18 protein-coding genes are annotated in these 20512 nt (G+C 55.7%); 7 read left to right on the top strand and 11 right to left on the bottom strand.

Going from position 1 to position 20512, the window contains the following annotated elements:
• Positions 1-3 precede the first annotated feature (3 nt).
• Positions 4-2610: an NPCBM/NEW2 domain-containing protein gene (locus CRO08_RS13645; RefSeq protein ID WP_097036647.1), complete on the bottom strand. Its 2607-nt coding sequence runs from the start codon at positions 2608-2610 to the stop codon at positions 4-6.
• 149 nt (positions 2611-2759) lie between these two features.
• Here CRO08_RS13645 and CRO08_RS13640 point away from each other — a divergent pair, with 149 nt between their 5' ends.
• The 5 genes from CRO08_RS13640 to CRO08_RS13620 all read left to right on the top strand — a co-directional run bounded on the left by CRO08_RS13640 (position 2760) and on the right by CRO08_RS13620 (position 8221).
• Positions 2760-4835, top strand: a complete 2076-nt coding sequence (locus CRO08_RS13640; protein WP_097036646.1) for a transketolase — start codon at positions 2760-2762, stop codon at positions 4833-4835.
• A gap of 166 nt (positions 4836-5001) precedes the next feature.
• The gene (locus tag CRO08_RS13635; protein ID WP_255252390.1) at positions 5002-6015 is read left to right on the top strand and encodes a fibrobacter succinogenes major paralogous domain-containing protein; all 1014 of its coding nucleotides are present in this window, start codon (positions 5002-5004) and stop codon (positions 6013-6015) included.
• A 6-nt stretch (positions 6016-6021) separates the two neighbouring features.
• Positions 6022-6681: a fibrobacter succinogenes major paralogous domain-containing protein gene (locus CRO08_RS13630; RefSeq protein ID WP_097036645.1), complete on the top strand. Its 660-nt coding sequence runs from the start codon at positions 6022-6024 to the stop codon at positions 6679-6681.
• Positions 6682-6738: 57 nt separating this feature from the next.
• Positions 6739-7185 (top strand): transcriptional regulator NrdR, encoded by a 447-nt coding sequence (gene nrdR, locus CRO08_RS13625; protein WP_097036644.1) that lies wholly within the window; start codon positions 6739-6741, stop codon positions 7183-7185.
• Between the two features lie 76 nt (positions 7186-7261).
• A complete protein-coding gene (locus tag CRO08_RS13620) occupies positions 7262-8221 on the top strand; it encodes a class I SAM-dependent rRNA methyltransferase (protein ID WP_097036643.1) in 960 nt (319 codons plus the stop codon).
• A 78-nt stretch (positions 8222-8299) separates the two neighbouring features.
• Here the strand turns inward: CRO08_RS13620 and CRO08_RS13615 are convergent, their stop codons facing one another.
• The 7 genes from CRO08_RS13615 to CRO08_RS13585 form a co-directional block, all read right to left on the bottom strand.
• A complete protein-coding gene (locus CRO08_RS13615; RefSeq protein ID WP_097036642.1) occupies positions 8300-9322 on the bottom strand; it encodes a phosphatase in 1023 nt (340 codons plus the stop codon).
• Positions 9315-9728 (bottom strand): hypothetical protein, encoded by a 414-nt coding sequence (locus CRO08_RS13610; protein ID WP_097036641.1) that lies wholly within the window; start codon positions 9726-9728, stop codon positions 9315-9317. Before CRO08_RS13610 ends, CRO08_RS13615 begins: the two co-directional genes overlap by 8 nt.
• 211 nt (positions 9729-9939) lie before the next feature.
• A complete protein-coding gene (locus CRO08_RS13605; RefSeq protein WP_097036640.1) occupies positions 9940-10218 on the bottom strand; it encodes a hypothetical protein in 279 nt (92 codons plus the stop codon).
• A 435-nt stretch (positions 10219-10653) separates the two neighbouring features.
• Positions 10654-11400 carry a 3-methyl-2-oxobutanoate hydroxymethyltransferase gene (gene panB, locus CRO08_RS13600; protein WP_097036639.1) on the bottom strand — a complete coding sequence of 249 codons (747 nt, stop codon included), beginning with the start codon at positions 11398-11400 and terminating at the stop codon, positions 10654-10656.
• A gap of 168 nt (positions 11401-11568) precedes the next feature.
• Positions 11569-12384 (bottom strand): DNA repair protein RecO, encoded by an 816-nt coding sequence (gene recO, locus CRO08_RS13595; RefSeq protein ID WP_097036638.1) that lies wholly within the window; start codon positions 12382-12384, stop codon positions 11569-11571.
• Between the two features lie 188 nt (positions 12385-12572).
• Positions 12573-12929, bottom strand: coding sequence for a histidine triad nucleotide-binding protein (locus CRO08_RS13590; protein WP_097036637.1), 357 nt, complete (start codon positions 12927-12929; stop codon positions 12573-12575).
• Positions 12930-12954: 25 nt separating this feature from the next.
• Positions 12955-14304: a hypothetical protein gene (locus CRO08_RS13585; RefSeq protein ID WP_141398386.1), complete on the bottom strand. Its 1350-nt coding sequence runs from the start codon at positions 14302-14304 to the stop codon at positions 12955-12957.
• Positions 14305-14411: 107 nt separating this feature from the next.
• On the opposite strand from CRO08_RS13585, the gene CRO08_RS13580 reads away from it, so the two are divergent.
• A complete protein-coding gene (locus tag CRO08_RS13580; protein ID WP_141398385.1) occupies positions 14412-15374 on the top strand; it encodes a hypothetical protein in 963 nt (320 codons plus the stop codon).
• Between the two features lie 413 nt (positions 15375-15787).
• On the opposite strand, the gene CRO08_RS13575 is transcribed toward CRO08_RS13580, so the two are convergent.
• Positions 15788-17293, bottom strand: coding sequence for a radical SAM protein (locus tag CRO08_RS13575; protein WP_097036634.1), 1506 nt, complete (start codon positions 17291-17293; stop codon positions 15788-15790).
• A gap of 51 nt (positions 17294-17344) precedes the next feature.
• Between CRO08_RS13575 and CRO08_RS13570 the strand changes: the two genes are divergently transcribed.
• Positions 17345-17989 carry a toxin-antitoxin system YwqK family antitoxin gene (locus CRO08_RS13570; protein ID WP_097036633.1) on the top strand — a complete coding sequence of 215 codons (645 nt, stop codon included), beginning with the start codon at positions 17345-17347 and terminating at the stop codon, positions 17987-17989.
• Positions 17990-18025: 36 nt separating this feature from the next.
• Here the strand turns inward: CRO08_RS13570 and CRO08_RS13565 are convergent, their stop codons facing one another.
• Both CRO08_RS13565 and CRO08_RS13560 read right to left on the bottom strand, forming a co-directional pair.
• The gene (locus CRO08_RS13565) at positions 18026-18640 is read right to left on the bottom strand and encodes a DedA family protein (RefSeq protein WP_369684805.1); all 615 of its coding nucleotides are present in this window, start codon (positions 18638-18640) and stop codon (positions 18026-18028) included.
• Positions 18641-18811: 171 nt separating this feature from the next.
• Positions 18812-20449: a hypothetical protein gene (locus CRO08_RS13560; RefSeq protein WP_141398384.1), complete on the bottom strand. Its 1638-nt coding sequence runs from the start codon at positions 20447-20449 to the stop codon at positions 18812-18814.
• Positions 20450-20512 lie beyond the last annotated feature (63 nt).

Genomic DNA, 20512 nt, shown 5'->3' with positions numbered 1-20512 from the left:
AAATTATGGAATCAATACGGGGTGTACGAAGTCGACGTGGCTGCAGTCGATACTGCCCTTCGCGGTGGTCTTGAGCACCAGTTTCTGCACGCCTTCGGTGTTGGCGGTAAGCGTGTGGACTACGCCGCTCTGGAATACAGGGCTTGTGGCGAGCACTTGCCCGTCGCCGATGATTTGCACCGAGACTCCCTCGCTGCAGAGGCTTTCGTCGTCGAGCCCGAAAGACGTGCGGAACGCGCGATACTTGCCCTCGAGGCCGATTGTCGTTTCGGAGTTGGCGTGCGTGCCGAACCCGTTTTCGAACTTGCTACCGTTTATCGTCATCTCGTGGTTCTCGATGCTCTTGTTCCAGCGGAGGTTGCCCCAGTCCTGGCGATGCTCGGTTATTGAGCCTTGTTCGAGTGCGGAGGCCCCGCCGGCTGCGTTGAAGTAGTACTTGGAAATGTCGGCTAGTTTCGTGTTCTTCTGCGTGTCCGTGACGATATAGCGGATGGTGTTGTAGCCGGGCTGCAACTTGTCGTAACCCACCAGGACGTTGAATTCTCCGGGGGCGTAGGCGGTATCCTTTACCAGGAACCTGTCGAGCGTAATCCGGAGTGCCCAGTTCCGGGTTGCTTCTGCCTGTTCCTTGAGATTGTAATTCAGGAGCAGCGGGGCTTCGCTCGTATTTTCCACGGCGCTCTCGCCTGTAGTTACGGTGGCGCTGTCGTTTGCCGGTGCGGCTATGCCTTTCGCGGGTTCAGAAACCTGGATGATGTTCGTGGGGTTGTAGTGCTTGCGCCCGTTGAACTTCGCGATTTGCACCCAGTAGTTGTTGGTGATGAGGATGTTTTTCACGCCAACGAGGTCCATTTCGCGCTCGAACACGTCGCAGGTCGTGGCGATGCGGTGTTCTACCGCCTTCTTGTGGTAGGTCTGGCTGTCCCAGCAGTCGAGTCCGCGGATGTAGTAGACTTCGCCGTTGTACTTGTCAATGTACTTTTGCAGTTCGGCATCGCTCATCTGGCGCGCCTTGTCGTAGTGGATGGAGGATACTCCGTAACCCACGAAGTGCCAGGGCCTCCCGTAGATAAACAGGCGGTCCGCTTCGGGCTGTTCCTTGAGCCAGCCGAGAATTTCGTGCTCCTCGGTGGTCAGGTGGTTGCGGTTGTACATGATGTTCTTGTTGAAGTCTTCCTTGTAGTGGAACGTCCATGCGCTGAGGATGATGGCGACGATGACCATGCCCGCAAACGCAAGCGGCTTTGCCTCTTTCTTGCTTGCGGATGCTGCGAAATACTCGATGGCGTGCGCGATGGGGAGCGCTGCGACAAACGCCATGCTGGGCAGCATCACCAGGCTGTAGCGCTGGTTAATCTGGATGCTGAAGTCGCCCGAGACGTTCTCGAGAATCATGTAGGTCTGCACGTGGTAGAGCACGAGGAACACGAGCATCCACAGGTAGAACTTGCAGCCCTTTGCGGTGTCGTAGATGGCACGGAACAGCAGGTAGACTCCGCCGATGGCGAACAGGTAGTTGAAGTAGGTGAGGAACGGGTTCTCGAGTTCGCCGTTTTCCTTGAGAGGGCGGGTCATCTCGATCCAGTTGCGCTTGAGGTCTTCAAGGAAATGCCCGTGGGCTTCGAACTCGCCGCCCTGGAACCCGAATCCCTGGAAGTAGCTGATGGTGAGTAGTGCCGGTACCGAGAACAACGAGAGCGTCACGAAGAACGTGGGCGCCTTGAAATCCTTCTTGTCGAGGATTTTCGGGAAGGCGAAGAATATGAAGGAAAGCAGGCAGAATGCGGTTTCCTGGCGGGTCTGTGCGAAGAATGCCAGCGTGATGGCGAGGAGAGCCCAGTGCATTACGGTGTTGCGGTCGTAGGCCCACTTGAAAATAAACAGCGAGAGCGCGGAGAGGAATATGTAGAGCGGTTCCACCGACATGGCGCGGAACTGGAAGAGCACGGTGGGCTGCAGTGCCATGAGGAGGGCGGCGAGGAATGCGAGCAGGGGCTGTTTGGTCCAGGCGACAATCGCGAGGAACATTAGCAGGAACGCGAGCGGGAGCATCAGGAGTTCTGCGTTGAAAATCCAGTGCAGGTCGGTGCCGAACAGGGGCATGCCGAGGAAGTAGAGGAAGGCGAGCCCCTTCGTCTTGAAGCTATTGGACTTGGCGATGCAGTTGAGGTGCGAACCGTCGAATATGCCCTGGTTGCACGTGCCCGATTCGTGGTTGTGGTACATGTTCTGGGCGACCGACATGAACACGCTCTCGTCGCTCTGTACGCGGTGGCGGGCCTCTATCTGGGTGCCGGCGAATACCGCGATGCCGATGGCCGCCGCTATGGCGAGGATGCTGAACGGCTTTTGGGGGAGGATTCCCTTGAACCATTCGCGGAAATCTTTGTTCAGGAACGCGAACAGGATGATGGCGACCGCCATTTGGAACAGGAACAGCGGGAGGGGGAGGTTCAGGTCGAGCTGGCGGATGATTTCCTTGTGGCCTCCGCTGGGGCGACCGAGAAACCAGATGATGGCCGGGATGATGAGGGCGATAACCAGGCCGATAAGGCCTGCGGGGTGCAGTAAGTTCTTGAGTGTCAACAGAATAGAGTCTTTAATCTTCATTTTTGAAGCCGTAATGCGTGTTTTTTGTCTACCCGCAAAATATAACTTTTTATGTTATCGTGCTTTAACTGGGCTTTTCGACCTTGTGAAATTGCGCGAAAAAAACTAAATTTGGCGCGTAAATAATAACACCCTAAAGAGGTTTTACCGTGCAAGACTCCCTAGTTACAAAAGCAGCTGACAACGTCCGAATTCTCTCTGCCGCGATGGTGCAGAAGGCGAAGTCCGGGCATCCGGGTGGTGCGATGGGCGCCGCCGACGCCACGACGCTTTTGTTTGCGGAATTTTTGCGCTACGACCCGGACGATCCGGAATGGATGGGCCGCGACCGCTTCTTTATGGACCCGGGCCACATGAGCCCGCTCCTGTACTCCGAACTCGTGCTCACCGGCCGCCTCAACCTCGAAGACGTAAAGAACTTCCGCCAGCTCGGCAGCCGCACTCCCGGCCACCCCGAACTCGACGTGATGCTCGGCATCGAGAACTCCTCGGGCCCGCTCGGCATCGGCCACGGCATCGCACTTGGCGCCGCCATCGCCGAACGCTTCATGGTGGAACGCTTCGGCTCCATCCTCGAGCACAAGACGGTCTGCCTTGTTTCTGACGGCGGCCTCGAAGAAGAAATTGCCTACGGCGTGGGCCGCATCGCGGGCCACCTCAAGCTTTCGAACCTCATCTTCTTCTACGACGCGAACCAGGTGCAGCTCAGCTGCAAGACCGAAGACGTGATGAGCCACGACTTCGTCGGCCAGTACAAGGCATGGGGTTTCCGCGTTATCGAATGCGACGGTTCCAACATCGCCGAACTCCGCAAGGCTTTCAAGGCCGCTTGGGCCGAAAAGGAAAAGCCGACGCTCGTGTTCGGCCACACCACGATGGCGAAGGGTGCCGTCGCCGAAGATGGCAAGAGCTACGAAGGCGAAGTTTCTACGCACGGGCAGCCGCTCAACGCTGCCGGTGCTTCCACCACCGCTACGGTCAAGAACCTCGGCGGTAACCCGGACGACCCGTTCCAGGTGTTCGACGACGTGAAGGCTGCATTCGAAGCCCGCGCAAACGAACTCCGCAAGGTTGTCGCCGAATGGAAGAAGGCCAAGGCCGCCTGGGATGCTGCGAATGCCGAAAAGTCCGCGACCCTCAATGAATGGCTCTCCGGCAAGGCTCCGGTGCTCAACCTCTCGAACCTCCCCATCAAGGAAGGGGTCGCTACCCGCGTTACGAGCGGTACGGTGCTCGGCTACCTCGCCGAGAACTTCCACAACATCATCTGCAGTTCCGCCGACCTCTCCAACTCCGACAACACGCAGGCGTTCCTCAACAAGACGGGCATCTTCCGCGCTAACGATTTCAAGGGCGCGTTCGTGCAGGTGGGCGTTGCAGAACTTACGATGGGCGCCATCATGAACGGTATCGCCTTGCAGAAGGGCCTGTTCCCGATTTGTGCCACGTTCTTCGTGTTCAGCGACTTCATGAAGCCCGCTATTCGCATGGCCGCCCTCATGGGCCTGCCTGTCAAGTACGTGTTCACGCACGATAGCTTCCGCGTGGGCGAAGACGGCCCGACGCACCAGCCCATCGAACACGAGACGCAGATCCGCCTGCTCGAAGGCCTCACGAAGGAAAACGGCAAGGCCGAAATGCTCGTGCTCCGTCCGGCAGACGCATTCGAAACTCTCGCCGCCTGGGAAATGGCTTTCGAGAACAACGACAGCCCGACGGCGCTTATCCTTACCCGCCAGGTGGTGAACACGCTCCCCGGCGAAAACCGCTACGAAGCCGCGAAGGCCTGCCGCAAGGGCGCCTACATCGTGAGCGACAATACCGCTGCTGGCACCCACCCGGACCTCACTCTCGTCGCGAACGGTTCCGACGTGCTCCTGGAACACCAGGCCGCCGAACTCCTCCGTGCCGAAGGCAAGGCCGTGCGCGTTGTCTCCATGATTAGCCCGGCTCTCTTCCTCAAGCAGGATAAGGCATACCGCGACCAGGTGATTGTGCCCTGGACTCCGGTGTTTGCGCTTTCCAGCGGCCTCCCGGTTCTCTTCAACCGTGTGGTCGGCGGGTTCGGCAAGGCTTGCGGCCTGGAACGCTTCGGCGCATCCGCTCCGGCTGGCGTGCTCGAGAAGGAATTCGGCTACGTGCCCGAGGCAGTCGCTGCGAAGGCCAAGGAATACCTCGCCGAGTTTGCCCAGAACGTCGCCGACTTCAAGAAGGTGAACGGGTAATTTGTAGTCTCCGCACTGCAAATTTTTCACCCTTGCGTTATTAAGTGTCACCCCCGCCTCCGAGCGGGGGTCTCCTTTTTTTATATTATATATGGACTAATGAAGGAGGAACTTTATGCGTAGCGCGATAGGATCCATACGTCATACCGCAGCAGCGAAGTTGCAAGTGTATCTACTGACAGTACTTGCCCTGACATTTTTCCTCGCGGCATGTGGTGATGACGAGAGTAGTTTCGTGCGGCCGGAGGAGGAAGAATCCTCTTCTTCTGTCATCCCCGGCTCGTCCGGGAATCTATCTAGCAGTAGCATTGCGCCATCATCGTCATCCTCTAGCGTCACACCGCAGTCGAGCTCTAGCTCGACAAGTGTGTCTAGTAGTAGCAAAAATGGCGATCCCGGCACATCGGCCGGCATGACATCTAGCAGCGAGAAGTCCTCTTCGAGCGCTAAGTCAAGCTCCAGTGTTGCTTCAAGCAGCTCCGCGAAGTCCAGCAGCAGCTCTGTGAAATCTAGCAGCAGCGTTGTTCTTTCTTCTTCGACAATAGATTTGGGGAGCGAATATGATGATGTTGCAAAAACGCTTAAGGATTTGCGCGATAATCAGATATATAGAACAGCCACGATCGGGACGCAGACTTGGATGGCGGAGAATCTCAACTTCGAGACGAAAAAATCCTTTTGCTATGACGATGTCTCTCGCAACTGTGCCAAGTATGGTCGCCTTTACACCTGGGCTGCGGCCATGGATAGCGTGGGTACTTGGAGCATGAACGGCAAGGGGTGCGGTTACACTGTGATGTGTTCTCCGACATACCCTGTGCGCGGAGTTTGTCCCAAGGGTTGGCACCTGCCAACTAAAGAAGAATGGGATACATTGTTCACGGCAGTTGGCGGCTCCGATGTAGTGGCTAAAGAGCTCAAGTCAACGAATGGCTGGAGTGGTAATGGTAACGGCTTGGATACCTATGCATTCTCGGCGTTACCTGGAGGCTACAAGGTTGACGATAACTCTAGTTTGAATTACGAAGATGAGGGCGATTACGCGTATTTTTGGAGTTCTACGGAGAAAGCAAAAAACAACTACTCGGCGTACTACCTATACCTGCGTTATAATGACGATGCGTACATCTCCAATGGCTATAAGTGTCGTCTGAATTCTGTCCGATGTGTAAAGGACTAGGAGACTATGAAACACGCTTTCTACATGGCACTTGCCTTGGCATTTTTCTTTGCCGCCTGTAGCGATGACGGCGGAGACTTTGTTACGCCGGGGAATGGGAACGGCGGAAGCGAATACGATGCCGACGCGGGTACCCTGCACGACCTGCGCGATGGCCAGACTTACGCCACGGTCACTATCGGCGGGCGTGTATGGATGGCAGAGAACCTGAATTACGAAACGGAAACTAGCGTGGTTTTCCCTGAATACAACGGGAAGTCTCACGAAAAGTACGGGCGGCTGTACGCCTGGGAAGATGCGATTGACGCATGCCCCCGCGATTGGCGCCTGCCGGGCGAAGACGACTGGAACGACCTGGTTGCTGCCGTGGGCGATTCCGCAACCGCGGGTACGAAACTCAAGGCTGCTCGCGATTGGGACAAGGACAAGAAGGACTATGTCGTCGGTACGGATGACTACGGGTTTGCTGCCTTGCCTGCGGCCGTTTCGCATGTCAACACGAACGGCGTGCGTAGCTTCAGCAACAACGGCGCCTTCTTCTGGACCGCCACGGAGAAAAACGACGCGAGGGCGCTCATGTTCGTGATGCACTACGAAAAGGAATCCGTGGAATCGGGCGCATTCCCCAAGGATACATGGCTCAGTGTCCGCTGCATTAAGGACTAGCGGGCTGTAAAGAATAAAAAATTTGCAATTTTTCGCAAAATAACCTATATTCTAGCCATGATTTGCCCTTTTTGCAAGAACGACAACGACAAGGTGGTCGATAGCCGCGTGAGTGGAACCGCCATCCGCAGACGGCGTGAGTGCCTGGCTTGCGGTCGCAGGTTCACGACCCGCGAGTATATTGAACTCCAGCCGTTGACGGTCGTGAAGAGGAGCGGCGAAAAGCAGCCTTTCCAGCGCGAAAAACTGATTCGCGGCATTATGAACTCGTGCAAGAAGCGCCCGATTACGCCCGAGGACATCGAAGAACTCGCGACCCGCGTGGAAAACGCCCTGCCGGTGAACGACAATTCCGAGGTGGGCTACGATACCATCGGAAACCTCGTGATGCAGGAACTCAAGAAACTTGACGCGGTCGCCTACGTGCGTTTCGCCTCCATCTATCGCGAGTTCAAGGAAGTGGGCGAGTTCGTGGACCAGATCAAGTCAATGGACAAAACTTAGACGAAAGAACGCTCGCCATGCTCGCTACAGACGAAAGACGAAAGAAGTCTTCGAAAATTTTGGGCATGCGTTATAGATGATGAAGAATTTACTTAGGACTGCATTTGAAAAGCGTGCGTCGCTGTTCGAGGTGACGGACGCTTATCGCATTGTGAACGGAGCCGCCGACGGGTTCCCGGGGCTTACGCTCGACCGCTTCGGCGACCGCTTGCAGGTGCAGTTCTTCGGGCCGGAGATGCTCCCGCGCCGTCGCGAGTTCGTGGATGCGGTGGCCGCGATGTTCAACCCCGCGTGCATTGTGGTGAAGGAGAGGCTTTCCCGTTCGGGCAAGTCGCTTGAGAACGCGCCCATGGAGGTGGCGTTCGGGACCTGCGATGCGGCCGTAGGTACGGTGCGCGAGGGCAACGCGCGCTTCCATGTGGACTTGCTCGATACCGTCAATCCGGGGCTGTTCCTCGACATGAGGCACGTGCGCCTCGAGGTGGAAGATCGCTTCCGCGCGATGATTAATAACGCGCGATTCCTGAACCTCTTCAGCTATACGTGCAGTTTCTCGGTGCACGCGCGCCTCGGGGGTGCCGCAGTCGCCACGAACGCCGATATCAGCGGGAAGATTCTTGACAAGGGCCGCGAAAACTATGCGCTGAACGGGCTCGACTTGCGCCCCGGTGAATTTTTCCGCGGGAATGCGCTCGAATATGTGCGCTGGGCCGCAAAGAAGGGACTCAAGTTCGATGGTATCGTGCTCGACCCGCCGAGTTTCGCGCGCTTCAAGGGGTTCAACTTCAACGTGCGCGAACACTTGATGCTGCTCGTCTCGGAATGTGCGGCGCTCCTGAACGCGGGAGCCTTCATTATGGTGAGTTCCAACTACAGCGAGTTCGCACTTGATTCCTTTGCGCACGACGTGCTTGCCGCTGTCAGGTCGGTACACGAAAAAGCCCGCACTGCTTGGAAGCGCGGACAGGATATCGATTTTGCAGGTAGTGGCGCTACGAAGGATTCTTGCCTCGTCGCGACGCTCGTGGAAGTATGACGGTCTGTCACTCTGGAGCAGCGTAGCAGCGATAGAGTCTATGGATCCTATCGGCCTCAATGGGCCTCCAGGATGACGTTATTCGGCGTCGGTCGCGCCTTCTTCCGCAGAATTCTCTTCGGACTTCTTCTTCAGCCAGGGTGGTGTCTTTTTCGCCTTCGGTTTTGCTTCGGGTTCGGGTTCCGGCGGGTACAGGAGCCCGAAACGGATGCCCGCGGTGCTGATGCGGAAGGTTTCTACGCGCAGTTTTTCCAGGAGCGACTTGAGCCAGAAAAGCCCGCAGATAATCACGTCGCTCCTGCCGTTCTCGAGTCCCGGGAGCATCGCGCGCAGTTCCTTCGAGAGGTTCGATATGCGCGTGGTGACCGCGTCGAGGTCGGCGATGCTCATCTCGAGCCCTTCGATGGCCTTGTAGTCGAACTTCGGCTTGTCGAGGTAGACCATCGCGAGTGCGGTTCCCGTGCCGCCGATAAGGTAGACGGGTTTCTTGGTCATGCCCTTGAAGCTCACTTCCTTGAATGTCTCCTTCACGAACTTCTTGTATTCCGGTCCAGGAATCGGGCCCATCGCCTTGAACATCTTGAGTGCGCCGACGGGTATCGAGAACGTTGTCTCGCCGTTGCTGAGCTCGGTGGAACCGCCACCGATATCGATGGTGACGATGCCTTCGCCGTGCCATTCCTTCACGGAACGGTAGGTGAGCTTGCCTTCTTCTTCGCCGCTGATGATTCGCGGGCGCATCCAGAGCGCCTTTTCTGCCGCGTCGAGAACTTCGTCCGGGTTCGATGCCTTGCGCATCGCTTCGGTCATGACGGCCGCCTTGAGGTCGGCGCCGAGCGCGTGCAGGTCCATGCGGAACTTGGTCAGCACTCTCGAGAGTTCCTCGATGCGGGCCGGCGTGATGGCGCCATGTTCGTAAATGTCTTCACCCAGGCGGCAGATTTCCACTTTCTGGAGTTTTGGCACCAAATTTTGGCGCGGCTTAACTTCTGCTTCGGCTGTTTCGGCTGGTGAACTTGCGGGAGCGTCTTCGAATGCGGCGATCAGCAATATGCAGCTGTGGCTTCCGATATCTACGGTGGCCTGGAGTTTGTTATCCATTTTCTGCCTCGTTTTGGTCCTTCGACTCGGTGGCGTTTTGCTGACCGGCTTCGTCATGCCCGGCTACGTCATGCCCGGCATCCTCCGGCACCTTGTTGAACTTGTCCATGCCCGCCTTGATCTTTTCGGCGATGCTTGCCGGGTGCAGCAGGAATTCCTTCGCACTTGCGATGGCTTCTTCAATCACATATTCGGAATATCTGTCCTTCCAGCTTACCACGAGGTCGCCCGATTCGCTCCCGAGGGGTTTCTTTTCGCGGATTTCCTGACCCATTTTGAGGGCGAGGAGGAGCCCGAGTTCGAAACCGCGCGGGTTTTCCTTTGTTTCGAGCAGCGCTTCGACGCGCTTGACACGTTCATCTAGGGGAATTTTCTGGAGTTCTTCGAGGTCTTTTTCCGAAATCATGTTTTTAAAGATAGAAATTATCTTTAAAATGATTTTAAATGATGCCTTGGCCGACGCCTTCCATTTATAAGACTGTTTATACCCTGCATAAAATGAAGTTTCAAATTGATTGATGGCTTCGGGATGTTTATTTGTGTTTAAAACGTGCAAAAATGAAAAGGGCCCGCAGAGCGGGACCTTTCCAAAAGAGAGCTTTAAAGAAGAATAAAAATTACTTCTTGGCGGCCTTCTTAGCCGGAGCCTTCTTGGCAGCGACCTTCTTAGCCGGAGCCTTCTTGGCAACAGCCTTCTTAGCCGGAGCAGCCTTCTTGGCCGGAGCCTTCTTGGCAACAGCCTTCTTAGCCGGGGCAGCCTTCTTGGCCGGAGCCTTCTTGGCAGCAGCCTTCGGAGCAGCCTTCTTAGCAGCCGGCTTCTTGGCGGCAGCCTTCTTAGCCGGAGCAGCCTTCTTGGCAGGAGCCTTCTTAGCAACAGTTTTCTTTGTAGTAGCCATTGTATTCTTCCTTTTTTGAGGGTTAATTGTTTTGATGACATTAAAATAACTTTATTTTCACAAAAAGTCAACACCTTTTTAAAAATTTTTTCATTTTTTTTCAAAAAGATATTGACAAGATGGAAAAGTTGTCTTATAAGGGATAAAAATTACTTTGTATGTAAAATGACGCGAGCCCAATAACGACGCGGGTTACAGGCGATTGGCCTCTTTTTTGACCTGTGCGTTACGTGGTGATTGTAACTTGATGATACTCAAAGAATTACTTGTGATTTTCGTAACACTTGCAAAAAAAATCCCGCCATCGACGAGATTTTTTTTCTTTTCACCAAAAATTTTTCATTCGCGAGAGAAAATTTTTCATTCAATCAAGATTTTTTTGCGCGGCGGCATTTCTTTTTCATCGCGCCGTGAAAATATTCTGCTTGCGGTGCGTTACGCTTCGTTCTTCACGCTCTCCACGTATTTGCGGAAGCCTTCTACGCCCAGGGAATACATGTCGACGAACTTCGTCGCGAACGGAGGGAGCTTTTTCTGGTGCATTCCGAGCGCATCGTGCATCACGAGCACGTGTCCGTCGGTGAACTTGCCGCCGCCGATACCGATGGTGACGCTTTTCACTTCGCCGGTAATCTTCTTGCCGAGTTCTTCGGGGATGTGCTCGAGCACCGTCTCGAAGCATCCGAGGCTATCCACGAACTTGGCGGCGTCTTCGATGGCGCGGGCCTCTTCTTCGGTCTTGCCCTTCTGCTTGAAGTTCTCGGCGGTCTGCGGGAGCAGTCCGAGGTGTGCGCAGACGGGAATGTCCTTGCTGCTCAGGTATTCGATGACGCCTGCGGGGGTGCCCTCGAGCTTGACGCTTGCTGCACCTAAGTCCATGAAGCGCTTGGCGTTATCGTATGCGGTTTGTGGATCCTTGTCGCTTCTGTAGGGCATGTCGGCCACCACGTGTGTGTTGGGTGCGCCGCGGCAGACGGCGGCGACGAAGATGAGCATTTCGGTCATGCCGATTTCGCGGGTGCTCTTGTAGCCGAGCATGGTGTTCGCGAGGCTGTCGCCCACGAGAATCTGGTCGACTCCGGCGGCTTCTGCCATCTGGGCGAACGCGAAGTCGTAGGCGGTAATCATCGAAACTTTCTTGCCCGTGCCCTTCAAGGCGCGGATATTTTCCGCAGTAAGCATAGCATCTCCTATTTATGAACCGCGCTTATAAACCGCGCTTTCTGTGAACAGCGCTTTCTATAAACTGCGCTTTTCACAGCGTGTAAAAGATAGAAATTATGTTGGAACTTGGCGCGAGGTCGTCGCAGGTGGGAGTGAGCGCAAACCGGAGTAATTTAATTCAGGAATCTAGCGCGAGCGGTCGTATAACTTTCGTGTTTCATTCAGGAACTTGAGCGAGTTTATTTCGCGCATGAACCCGATGTGGCTGCGCAGGTAGGCGAGGAGAGCGTTCTCGACGTATTCCGGGTGCGCGATTGCCCTGCCGGTGCGCAGCGCCTCGAAACCGGCGAGCGTCTCGGGCCGAGCGCGGGGAGTTTCGACCCCGAGGCAGCTTTTGCAGACGAATGCGCCTGTTTCCGGATGGAAATCGGCCGGAACGCCTTCGATTTGGTGGTCGCAGCGGCTGCAGGAGCGCATGTCCAGGTGGTAGCCCCAGAGTTCGCTGATGTCCAGGAGCCAGCGGGCGAAAACACCCGACTTGTTTGCGGGCGGTTTAATATCGGCAGCAACGCCTGCTTCGGGCAGTTTAGATTCCGGCGAATTGCCCGCGGGCAGTTTAATATCGGGTTCGTCAAGTGTCGCGAGCGCCTCTTCCAGCAGGGCGAATTCCCCTTCCAGCGGGACACCCGCGGGTGCGTACCGCAGTACGATTTCGGCCATCACCTGCGCCTTCGCGAGGGCGAGCAGGTCTTCGCGAAGGTGCGCGTGCCAGTTGATGACGCTCGCTTCCTTCAGGAACTGCAGTTCCGTATTCGGGTTCTCGCGATACACTATCTCGCACAGGGCGAGCGGGTCGAGCGCCCCCCTGAACGGGCTATCCTTGCGCTTGCCTCCTTTCACGATGAAGGAGACTGTGCCGGTTTCTTCCGTAAGCGCCTTCACGATCCAGCTGGAATCGCTGTAGGGGAAGCGGTGCAGGACTATCGCGCGGGTTTTAATCATAGATGAAAGATCGCTTCTCCACAAGGTGGATAACAACAACTAAGGCAACAAGTTGCCAAGTTTTGTATAGCTGGTAGACGATAGACGAAAGAATTGTATTTGTTGATATACCAAGCAATTTTATGAAGAATTTTGGACAGGTATATCTATCGTCTTTCGTCTATAGGGCCGAAGGCCCGTTCTTTCGTCTATTTCGCTGGGAACGGAGGCCAGCCCATCTGCTGCCCGCCAACGACGTGCAGGTGGATGTGGAACACGGTCTGGCCGGCATCGGCCTTGCAGTTGAACACGAAACGGGCGCCGCCCTCTTCGAGGCCGAGGTCTTTGGCGATGAGCTGCGCACGGTAGAGCATCTTGCCCACCAGTTCGCAATCTTCCGGCTTCATGTCCATGATGGTCGCGATATGGCGCTTCGGCACCACAAGGAAGTGCACCGGAGCTTGCGGGGCGATGTCGTAGAAGGCGAAAACGTCATCGTCTTCGTAGATTTTCTTGGAAGGGATTTCACCCTTGATGATTTTGCAGAAAAGGCAGTTTTCACTCATAGTATTATAAATAGTAGTAAAAGTTTTAGGAAATGTCGGTTGGGGTGTCGCTGGGAGCGTCGGTGGGCGGGAAAAGGAGCGCGATTGTGTTCGCTGTGATGGTCCTGATGACTTTGATGTAACTGACCAAAAGAACGATGCAAACGATGAAGGTCACTATCTTCGCGGCAATGGTTCCTCCCAAATAGAAGTACAGGCAGAGTTGCATTAAAAATCCGAAAATAAGTATGGCGAAAAGCCCCCATTTCGGGATATCCTGGAATTCCAGCTTGTTCTTTTCGAGGGCCTCTCTTTGCAGTAAAAGCTGTTCGCGGAAAATACTAAAATGGGCTAGCGGAAATATAAAAGGTATCAGGGCGCTGATGAGTGTTCCCCATGGTGGAACAGGCTTGCTCCTAAAGCGGTTCAGTTCTTTTTCGATGCAGAGCAACCACCTGCAGAATTTATAAAGCGCAATCAGGAAGGGGAGCATGGCTAGTAGAAGGAGTTCCGGTGCGCCAAACATTAAAAAGATCAAGGCAAGCGTGAGCAGAGTGTCATTGAGAATTATATTGACAAGGAACAGTGTGCAACAGACCATGAACCAGAATATTGTCTTGCTGGCGCGCTTTTGGCAAATTATGCTGGCCTCCGCTCTGTCGTCGTCGCTGTTTTGTTCTTGGGTGCCGTAGTCTGGTTCGGTGCTGGCCGCAGTGTCGTCGGGTGCGTCGGTAGGCGGGGTGTCGGTTGGTGAGTCGGCTGTGGAGATGGCATCCGGCAGGGAATACAGTGCGCTCGTGTTCGCGGTGATGGTGCGTATAATCTTGATGTAACTTGCGAAAAGGAGAATGACGAACGCGATGAAGCATCCGATGGAGATGTGGCTGATGGCGGGGCTTTTGTTGCTCAGTATCAGGAAAAAGGAGGCGTAGGCGGCGATGCCGCCACCGAGTATGCCGGGGAGAACCCACTGCGGAGGGGTTTCGCTTTCGAGATTGTTCTTGTCGAGCGTCTCTTTTTGCTGCGAGAGCAGTTCCTTGAGTATGAAAAAGTGTATAAAAGGGAATAAGGGGAGAATCAACGCGCTGGAGACGTCTTCCCACGGGACAATCTTTGCTTCGGAGACCCGGTTCAGTTCTTTTTCTGCGTGGATTAGCCATCTGCTGCATTTATAAACGGCGATGCATAGCGAAACGATGGCGAAGATAGTCGGGATGATGAAGGGTAGATAAAAGGGGAATGCAATTGCCGCAACTAGCCATCTTGCGCAAAAATCCACGAACCCCCTTCGTAATTCAGGGTCAATGAAAAGGCTTGCAATCCATGCGATAGCAACGGAGGCGATAAGGCTTAGAAAGAAAAATTTCAGCCACCGCAGGGCTTTCCCTGCGCGCAAATCGCATTCCGTTTCGCACTTCTTGCAAATCATGTTGGCCTCTGCGGGTCAATGTAGAAATAAATTTGTATTTTACGCCCATTCACATCATTTATTAGGGAATTATTATGGAAAATGTTATAGAGCATTTGCCAAAGGATTGTGTGTTGCCGTTGCTTCGCGGGCGGATAGCAGATTTGTCCGCTGTCGAGGCGGCGCTTTCGAAAAGGCTTTCGCGGGCGCCGGCTGGCGTGCTGAATGTGTCGCCGCATCGTGGCGGGTTTCAGTATTTTCGCGCGACGGCGAAGACGGGGCGCAAGGGCGAGTATATTCCGGAAGAGAAAATGTCGCTTGCGGCGGCTATTGCCCAGCGCGATTACGACGCGAAAATCCTGGCCGAAATTCAGAGGCTGCGCTGGGTTTTGGAAAAATGCGTGGAGAAATACAATGTGTCGATTGCGGAAAACCTGTACGCGCAGTTGCATCCGGCGCGGCGCTCGCTGGTGACCCCGCTTGTGTATCCCGATGAAGATTTTGTGGAGCGCTGGAGTGCGGTGAAGTACGCCGGGCGTGATTTCGATGCGGACGGGCCTGTGCTGATGACGGCGCGGGGCGAGCGTGTGCGTTCGAAGTCCGAAATCATCATTGCGGATGCGTTGTTCCGCAGGGGGATTCCTTACCGCTATGAGTATCCGCACGAATTGCTTGCGGGGGCGGCGCGCGGGGTGGAGGATTCACACGCGGCTGGGGATCATGTCGGTGGTGCCCGTGCGGGTCGTCGCGGTGGTGGCGGAGTTCTCGCGGGTCGCCGCGGTGCTGGCGGTCGCGGTGATTTGCGGGCGCGAGGCTGTAAGCGCGTTGTCGTGTATCCGGATTTTACGTGCCTGAACGTGCGGACGCACCAGGAGTTCGTCTGGGAGCATTTCGGGATGATCGATGTGCCGGAGTATTGCCAGAACATGGCCTCCAAGATGGATATGTACTTGCAGAATGGTTTCTGTATGGGCAAGAACTTCGTGATGACCACGGAAACGCACGACCGCCCGCTCAATTCTATGATGGTGGAAAAAATGCTCGAGCAGCTGGTGTGACGTTTTGGGGGGGGGTGAAAGCTCGAGTGGAGGCCTGAAAATGCAAAAGTGGCGGTGAAATGAACAAAAAAATCGCGATTTCACCGCCAAAAACTAGTTTGTGTGTAGTAAAAACGGCGGGAGAAGGGGGCTTGGTGGCCTGCTCATGCTCCTGCTGGCGGTGAAAACCGGCAAAAATCCCGAAAATCACCGCCACAAACGGCCCGCACCGCGCATTTTTATCAAGAATGTTGCAGACAAATTATCAAAGTGGCGGTGAAATTGAAGAAAAATTCCTGATTTCACCGCCAAAACAATAAAATACATTGCCAAAAGTCAAAAATCCACCGCCGCGGGCGTCCCTTAAGCCGTAGACCCGCAGAATCGCCGCCGCGGACCCGTGGAACAACCGTCGCGACCCGCAGATCCGCGGGCTACTGCTTTATCGTCGGGGCCTGGCGCGCGACAGGAGCGAGCTGCCCGTGCTTGCGGAACAGGTGCTTCACGAGCGTGCCGAAGCCGCGGAACACGCGGTAACGTTCACGCGGGTTCTTGATGGCCATGATTCCCTGGCGGAAAATGTAGCTCGGGCGCAGGTAGAACTCGCGGCGGGCCTTGTCGCAGAAGTCAACGAGCGCCTGGCTGGTGAGTTCTCCGCGCTGGATGGTGGTGCGGTGGAACCCGTCCTTGTCGAGCCACTGGTTGTAATCCTTTGTCTGTAATGCGCCGCTCTCGAGGGCTTCCTTGTAGGCCTCGGTTCCGGGGTACGCCATGATGGGGTAGAACTGCGCCGTGTTGGGGTTCAACTTCTTGGCGTAGTCGAGCGTCATGCGGAGTGTTTCCGGAGTGTCGCCCGGGTTACCCACCATGAAGCAGCCGTGCACCAGCAGGCCTGCCTTGCGGGCGTTCTTCGTGAACTCGATTGCCTTGTCGGTGTTCTTCACGCCCTTGTGGATGTTCTCAAGAACCACGGGGGAGGCGCTTTCAAACCCAACGCACATCTCGCGGCCGCCCGCCTTCTTCATCAGCTTGAGCAAATCCAGCGGAACATCTGCGCGCGCGTTGCAGCTCCACGTAATCTTGAGGCCGCGTTCCAGAATCAGGTTGCAGATTTCGCGCACGTGCTCGTGGCTTGCGGTGAACGTGTCGTCTTCGAAGAAGACTTCGCCCAGATCTTCGAAATTGTCCTTGATGTACTGCAGTTCGTCCACCACGTCCTTGGGCGTGCGGCGGCGGAACTTGTGGCCGTTGAGCGTCTGCGGAATCACGCAGTAGCTGCAGCGGTTCGGGCAACCGCGCCCGCTCAAAATCACAATCAGCGGGTTGAGGTTCGCACCGTAGAAATACTTCTTGTAGCAGCTGTACAAATGCTTGCGGTAGACCTTCGAGACCCACGGGAGTTCGTCCAGGTTCTCGATCTTCGGGCCCTCGGGCTGGAAGTCGGTCGTGCCGTCTTCCTTGCGGAAGGCGAGGCCCGCAATCTGGTTTACGGGAACACCGTCGCCGCGCAGGCTCCTTGCGAGGTTCCGGCAGGTGTAGTCCGCCTCGCCGATAATCACGAAGTCGAGCGCGGGTTCCATCTCCAGGCTCTCGAGCGGTTCTGCCGTCGCATGCGTACCCATGATGGCGACCTTCACATTCGGGAGCGTATCCTTGATGGCATGCACCACCTTGAGGTCGTTCAAGATGCTCGGGGTGCTCGTGCTGCAAATGACAAGCGCCGGGTCAAACTTCTTGATGCCCTCGAGCGTCTTGGGCAAGTCCAGCTCCATCGCGGGGCTGTCAATCAGCTGAATCTCGTTGCCATCCGCCTCGGCAGTGCCGGCGGCGTAACTCAGGAACATGGGCCAGTAAAGAGTGCTCGATTTAGTCACGCAGGGGCTGCGCGACTCGCGACTGAACATCGGATGGAACGGAGGATTCAAAAAAGTAATACGCATAAGCAACTGCAAAATACATAATTCTCGACGATAAAACTACATTTATCGGTGATGAAAAAAGAAATTTTCGTGTTACTCCTGTGTTGCGGTTTTCTCAACGCCTTCGCTGTCCCTGCTAAGGCCCCGAAGAAGCCCGCGGCCAAGCCCGCATCGCAAGGCGGGGTGGAACTGGATACTGTCCGCACTACGCTTGATGACGGCTCGATCGCCCGCCTGTACACGGTGCAGAAGGGTACCGACATCCGCGAGGGGGTTGCCTACACGTACCACCCCAACGGCAACCTGGCGGTCGAGGCCCCGTACAAGAACGGCAAGCTCGATGGCGTGTTCAAGAGTTACTACGAAAGCGGCAAGGTCTGGCAGACCATCGGTTACAAGGAAGGAATCGAGGACGGGACCAGCACGGAATTTTACGAGAACGGAATCAAGAAATCCCGCGAGGTCTACAAGATGGGCGTGCTTGACGGCGCGAGCGAAGTGTGGAGCGAACGCGGACTGCTGGTGCGCACGCTGCCCTACGTGAACGGGCAAATCCACGGCATCGCAAAAATCTACGACGACCTCGGTGCCATCAAGGAAGAGATGACGTTCGAGAAAGGGCTCCGCAACGGGCCGTACCGCCGGTTTACCAAGGGCGTCAAGACGCTCGAGGCGATTTTCGAAAACAACCGCTGCGTCAAGAACTGCGACTTTTAACTAATGTGAAGTGTGAAATGAGTAGTTTCACGCTTTCTACTTTTTCGGCTTGAGCGCGCACCAGGTCATGTAGCCGATAAACAATACGCCGAGCCCAACGAGCCCGATGGAAAGTTCGTGGCTGTACGCCTGAATCAGGTCCTTCTGCCCGTGGGCGATGTACCCGAGGACTGCGAGGATGATATTCCAGAAGATGGCGCCGATGGCGGTGTAGAGCGAAAACGCCCAGAGCTTCATCTTGGAAAGCCCCGCCGGGATAGAAATCAACTGGCGGATTGCCGGGATGAGCCTGCCGACGAGCGTAGAGATTGCGCCATGCTCGAGGAAGAACCTCTCGGCGTTTGTTACTTTGCCCGAATCGAGAAGCAGAAAGTGCCCCAGGCGGCTGTCTGCGAATTTGTACACAATCGGGCGCCCGAGGAGCTTCGCGAGGAAGTAGTTGATGAATGCTCCCGCGAGTGCCCCGAGGGTAGCGAAGAGCACGATGAATACGATGTTCAGGCCCGATTCCGGCTGCATCGCCTTGTATGCGGCGGGCGGCACCACCAGTTCCGACGGGAAGGGGATGAACGAGGATTCCACCGCCATGAGGAGAGCGACGGTGCCGTAGTTCAGGTTCGCGTTGTACCAGTTGATGACTTGGTCGTAGATGCTGGTCTTCGGGGGGCCGTCGGCGGTCGCGCCTTCTTCGGAGGTCGCTTCCGGAACAACTTCGACCTGGGCTGCCGGACTTGCCTGCACCGTGCTGGAATCAACTTGTGCGAACGTCGCGAGGCTCATGCCTGCGACAAGGATTGCGAGTAGGGCGAATTTTTTCAAGGCCTATCTTCTCTTCTTGGACTTTGCTTTCTTCTTGCTTGCGGCCCTCTTGGCTTTGGCCTTAGCCTTCTTGCTCTTCGGCGTCGGCTTTACCTCTTCCTCTTCTTCTTCCTCTTCGGGTTCCTCGACCGCCGGTTCCTCTGCAGGAGGTTCGACGTATTCGGGGGCCTGGTATTCTATCTGGGAAGGAGCGCTGTTGTTTGCGCCCTTGAGTGCGGCCTTCGCTTCTTCGACGTACTTGCCGTTCGGGAAGCGCTTCAGGTAAATCTCGTAGTCCTTCATGCGGTTGCTGTTGCGGACAAGTTCAAAGATGCCTGCTTCGGCCTCGTCCCTGAAAGCCCCGTTCGGGTTGTCGTTCAGGTAGGAGAGGTATGCCTTGAAGGTGTTCTGTGCCTGGATCTCGCGGAACTTGTGGTATTCGCTGAGGGTGCGGATCTTGGCCTCGACTTCGCCGCGGCGCGGAGAATCGGGGTAGTACTGCAGGAACATCTCGAGCATTTCCGGGTCGTTAGACGCCATGACCTGGTCGAAACGGGAATCTTCCTGACGTACCTGGTATTCCTTCAGTTCAACCTTTCCGGAATCGAGAGAGGCGTAAAGTTTTTCCTTCGTGGCGAGGTCTGCCGGGTGGCAGAAGGCGAGGAAGCTTTCCAGCACGTCGGAGAACTGGGTCTTGGTGTAGGCGTCGCTCATGTCGGGCAGTTCGCCGTTCTCGTCGAGGAAGAACCGGTAGTCGCGCTCGATGGCCATGCAGTCCCAATCGCTGAGGGTGTCCTTGACTTCGCTGTTGTCGCGCAGCACCTGGTCGCGGTCGCGCAGGGTAAAGCGCATGCGGCGGTCGCGGCGGCTTTCACGCCCGAAGTCGAACGAAAGTTCGAGGCCCACGCGTACGGGCCACTTGTAAGAAACCTTGCTGAAGGTGATTCCCGAGAATCCGGAGGATGGGGTCGGGTTTTCCTTGTCGTACTTGTAGGGGTAGGTCGCCATCATGTCTTCGTAGGGCAAAAATTCCCTGCGCACGTTGATGCCGATTTTCATGTCCACGTCCTGGAAAATCTCGGTGATGCGGTATTCGAGAGCGCCAGAGACAAATGCCGTCGGGACCATCTCGGTGTGGTCCTTGGTGCTGGTGGAGTAGTTGTCCACGAAGGTAAAGAAGTGGAACCCGTAGCCGCCCAGCACGCGAAGGTCAAAGTCGCCGCCGAGGTTGAACGAGAAACCGCCCACCACGGACGGGGCGTATGCGCGGAACGAGAGCGTGCGGCCTTCGCCCGCTTCGGAAAGGTCGTGCTTTTCGTCTTCGACGCGCTTGCCGTCGTCGCCGACACCCCAGTAGGCGGGGTCGCTCGCAATTTCACGGAACTGGATGGAGTTGACTTCGGCACCGAGCCAGAAGGTAAACGGAATATCGGCCTTGAACAGCGGAGTAAAGAAGGGGTTGAACAGGAAGCCCACGCTCACGGGGATGGTGAGGAGTTCCTTGTCGATGGACTCTTTCAACAGTTGCGGTTCTTCGGATTCAAAGTGAATAAAGGCGGGTTCGGCCTGCAGGTACATCTGGGCTCGCCAATTGGAGCGCTCGAAATCAGCCGCATAGACCGCCACGGTCAAAAGCATGAATGAAATAAGTAGTTTACGCATCGCTCTAAATCTAGTTTTTTAAAAAGCAAAAACGGACGGCTGTCCGTTTAAAAAAGTGTTTTT

The organism is Fibrobacter sp. UWT3 (assembly GCF_900230125.1).
Classification (GTDB): domain Bacteria; phylum Fibrobacterota; class Fibrobacteria; order Fibrobacterales; family Fibrobacteraceae; genus Fibrobacter.
Note: the sequence above shows the minus strand (reverse complement) of the source record. Positions and strands in the feature narration are given on the sequence as shown.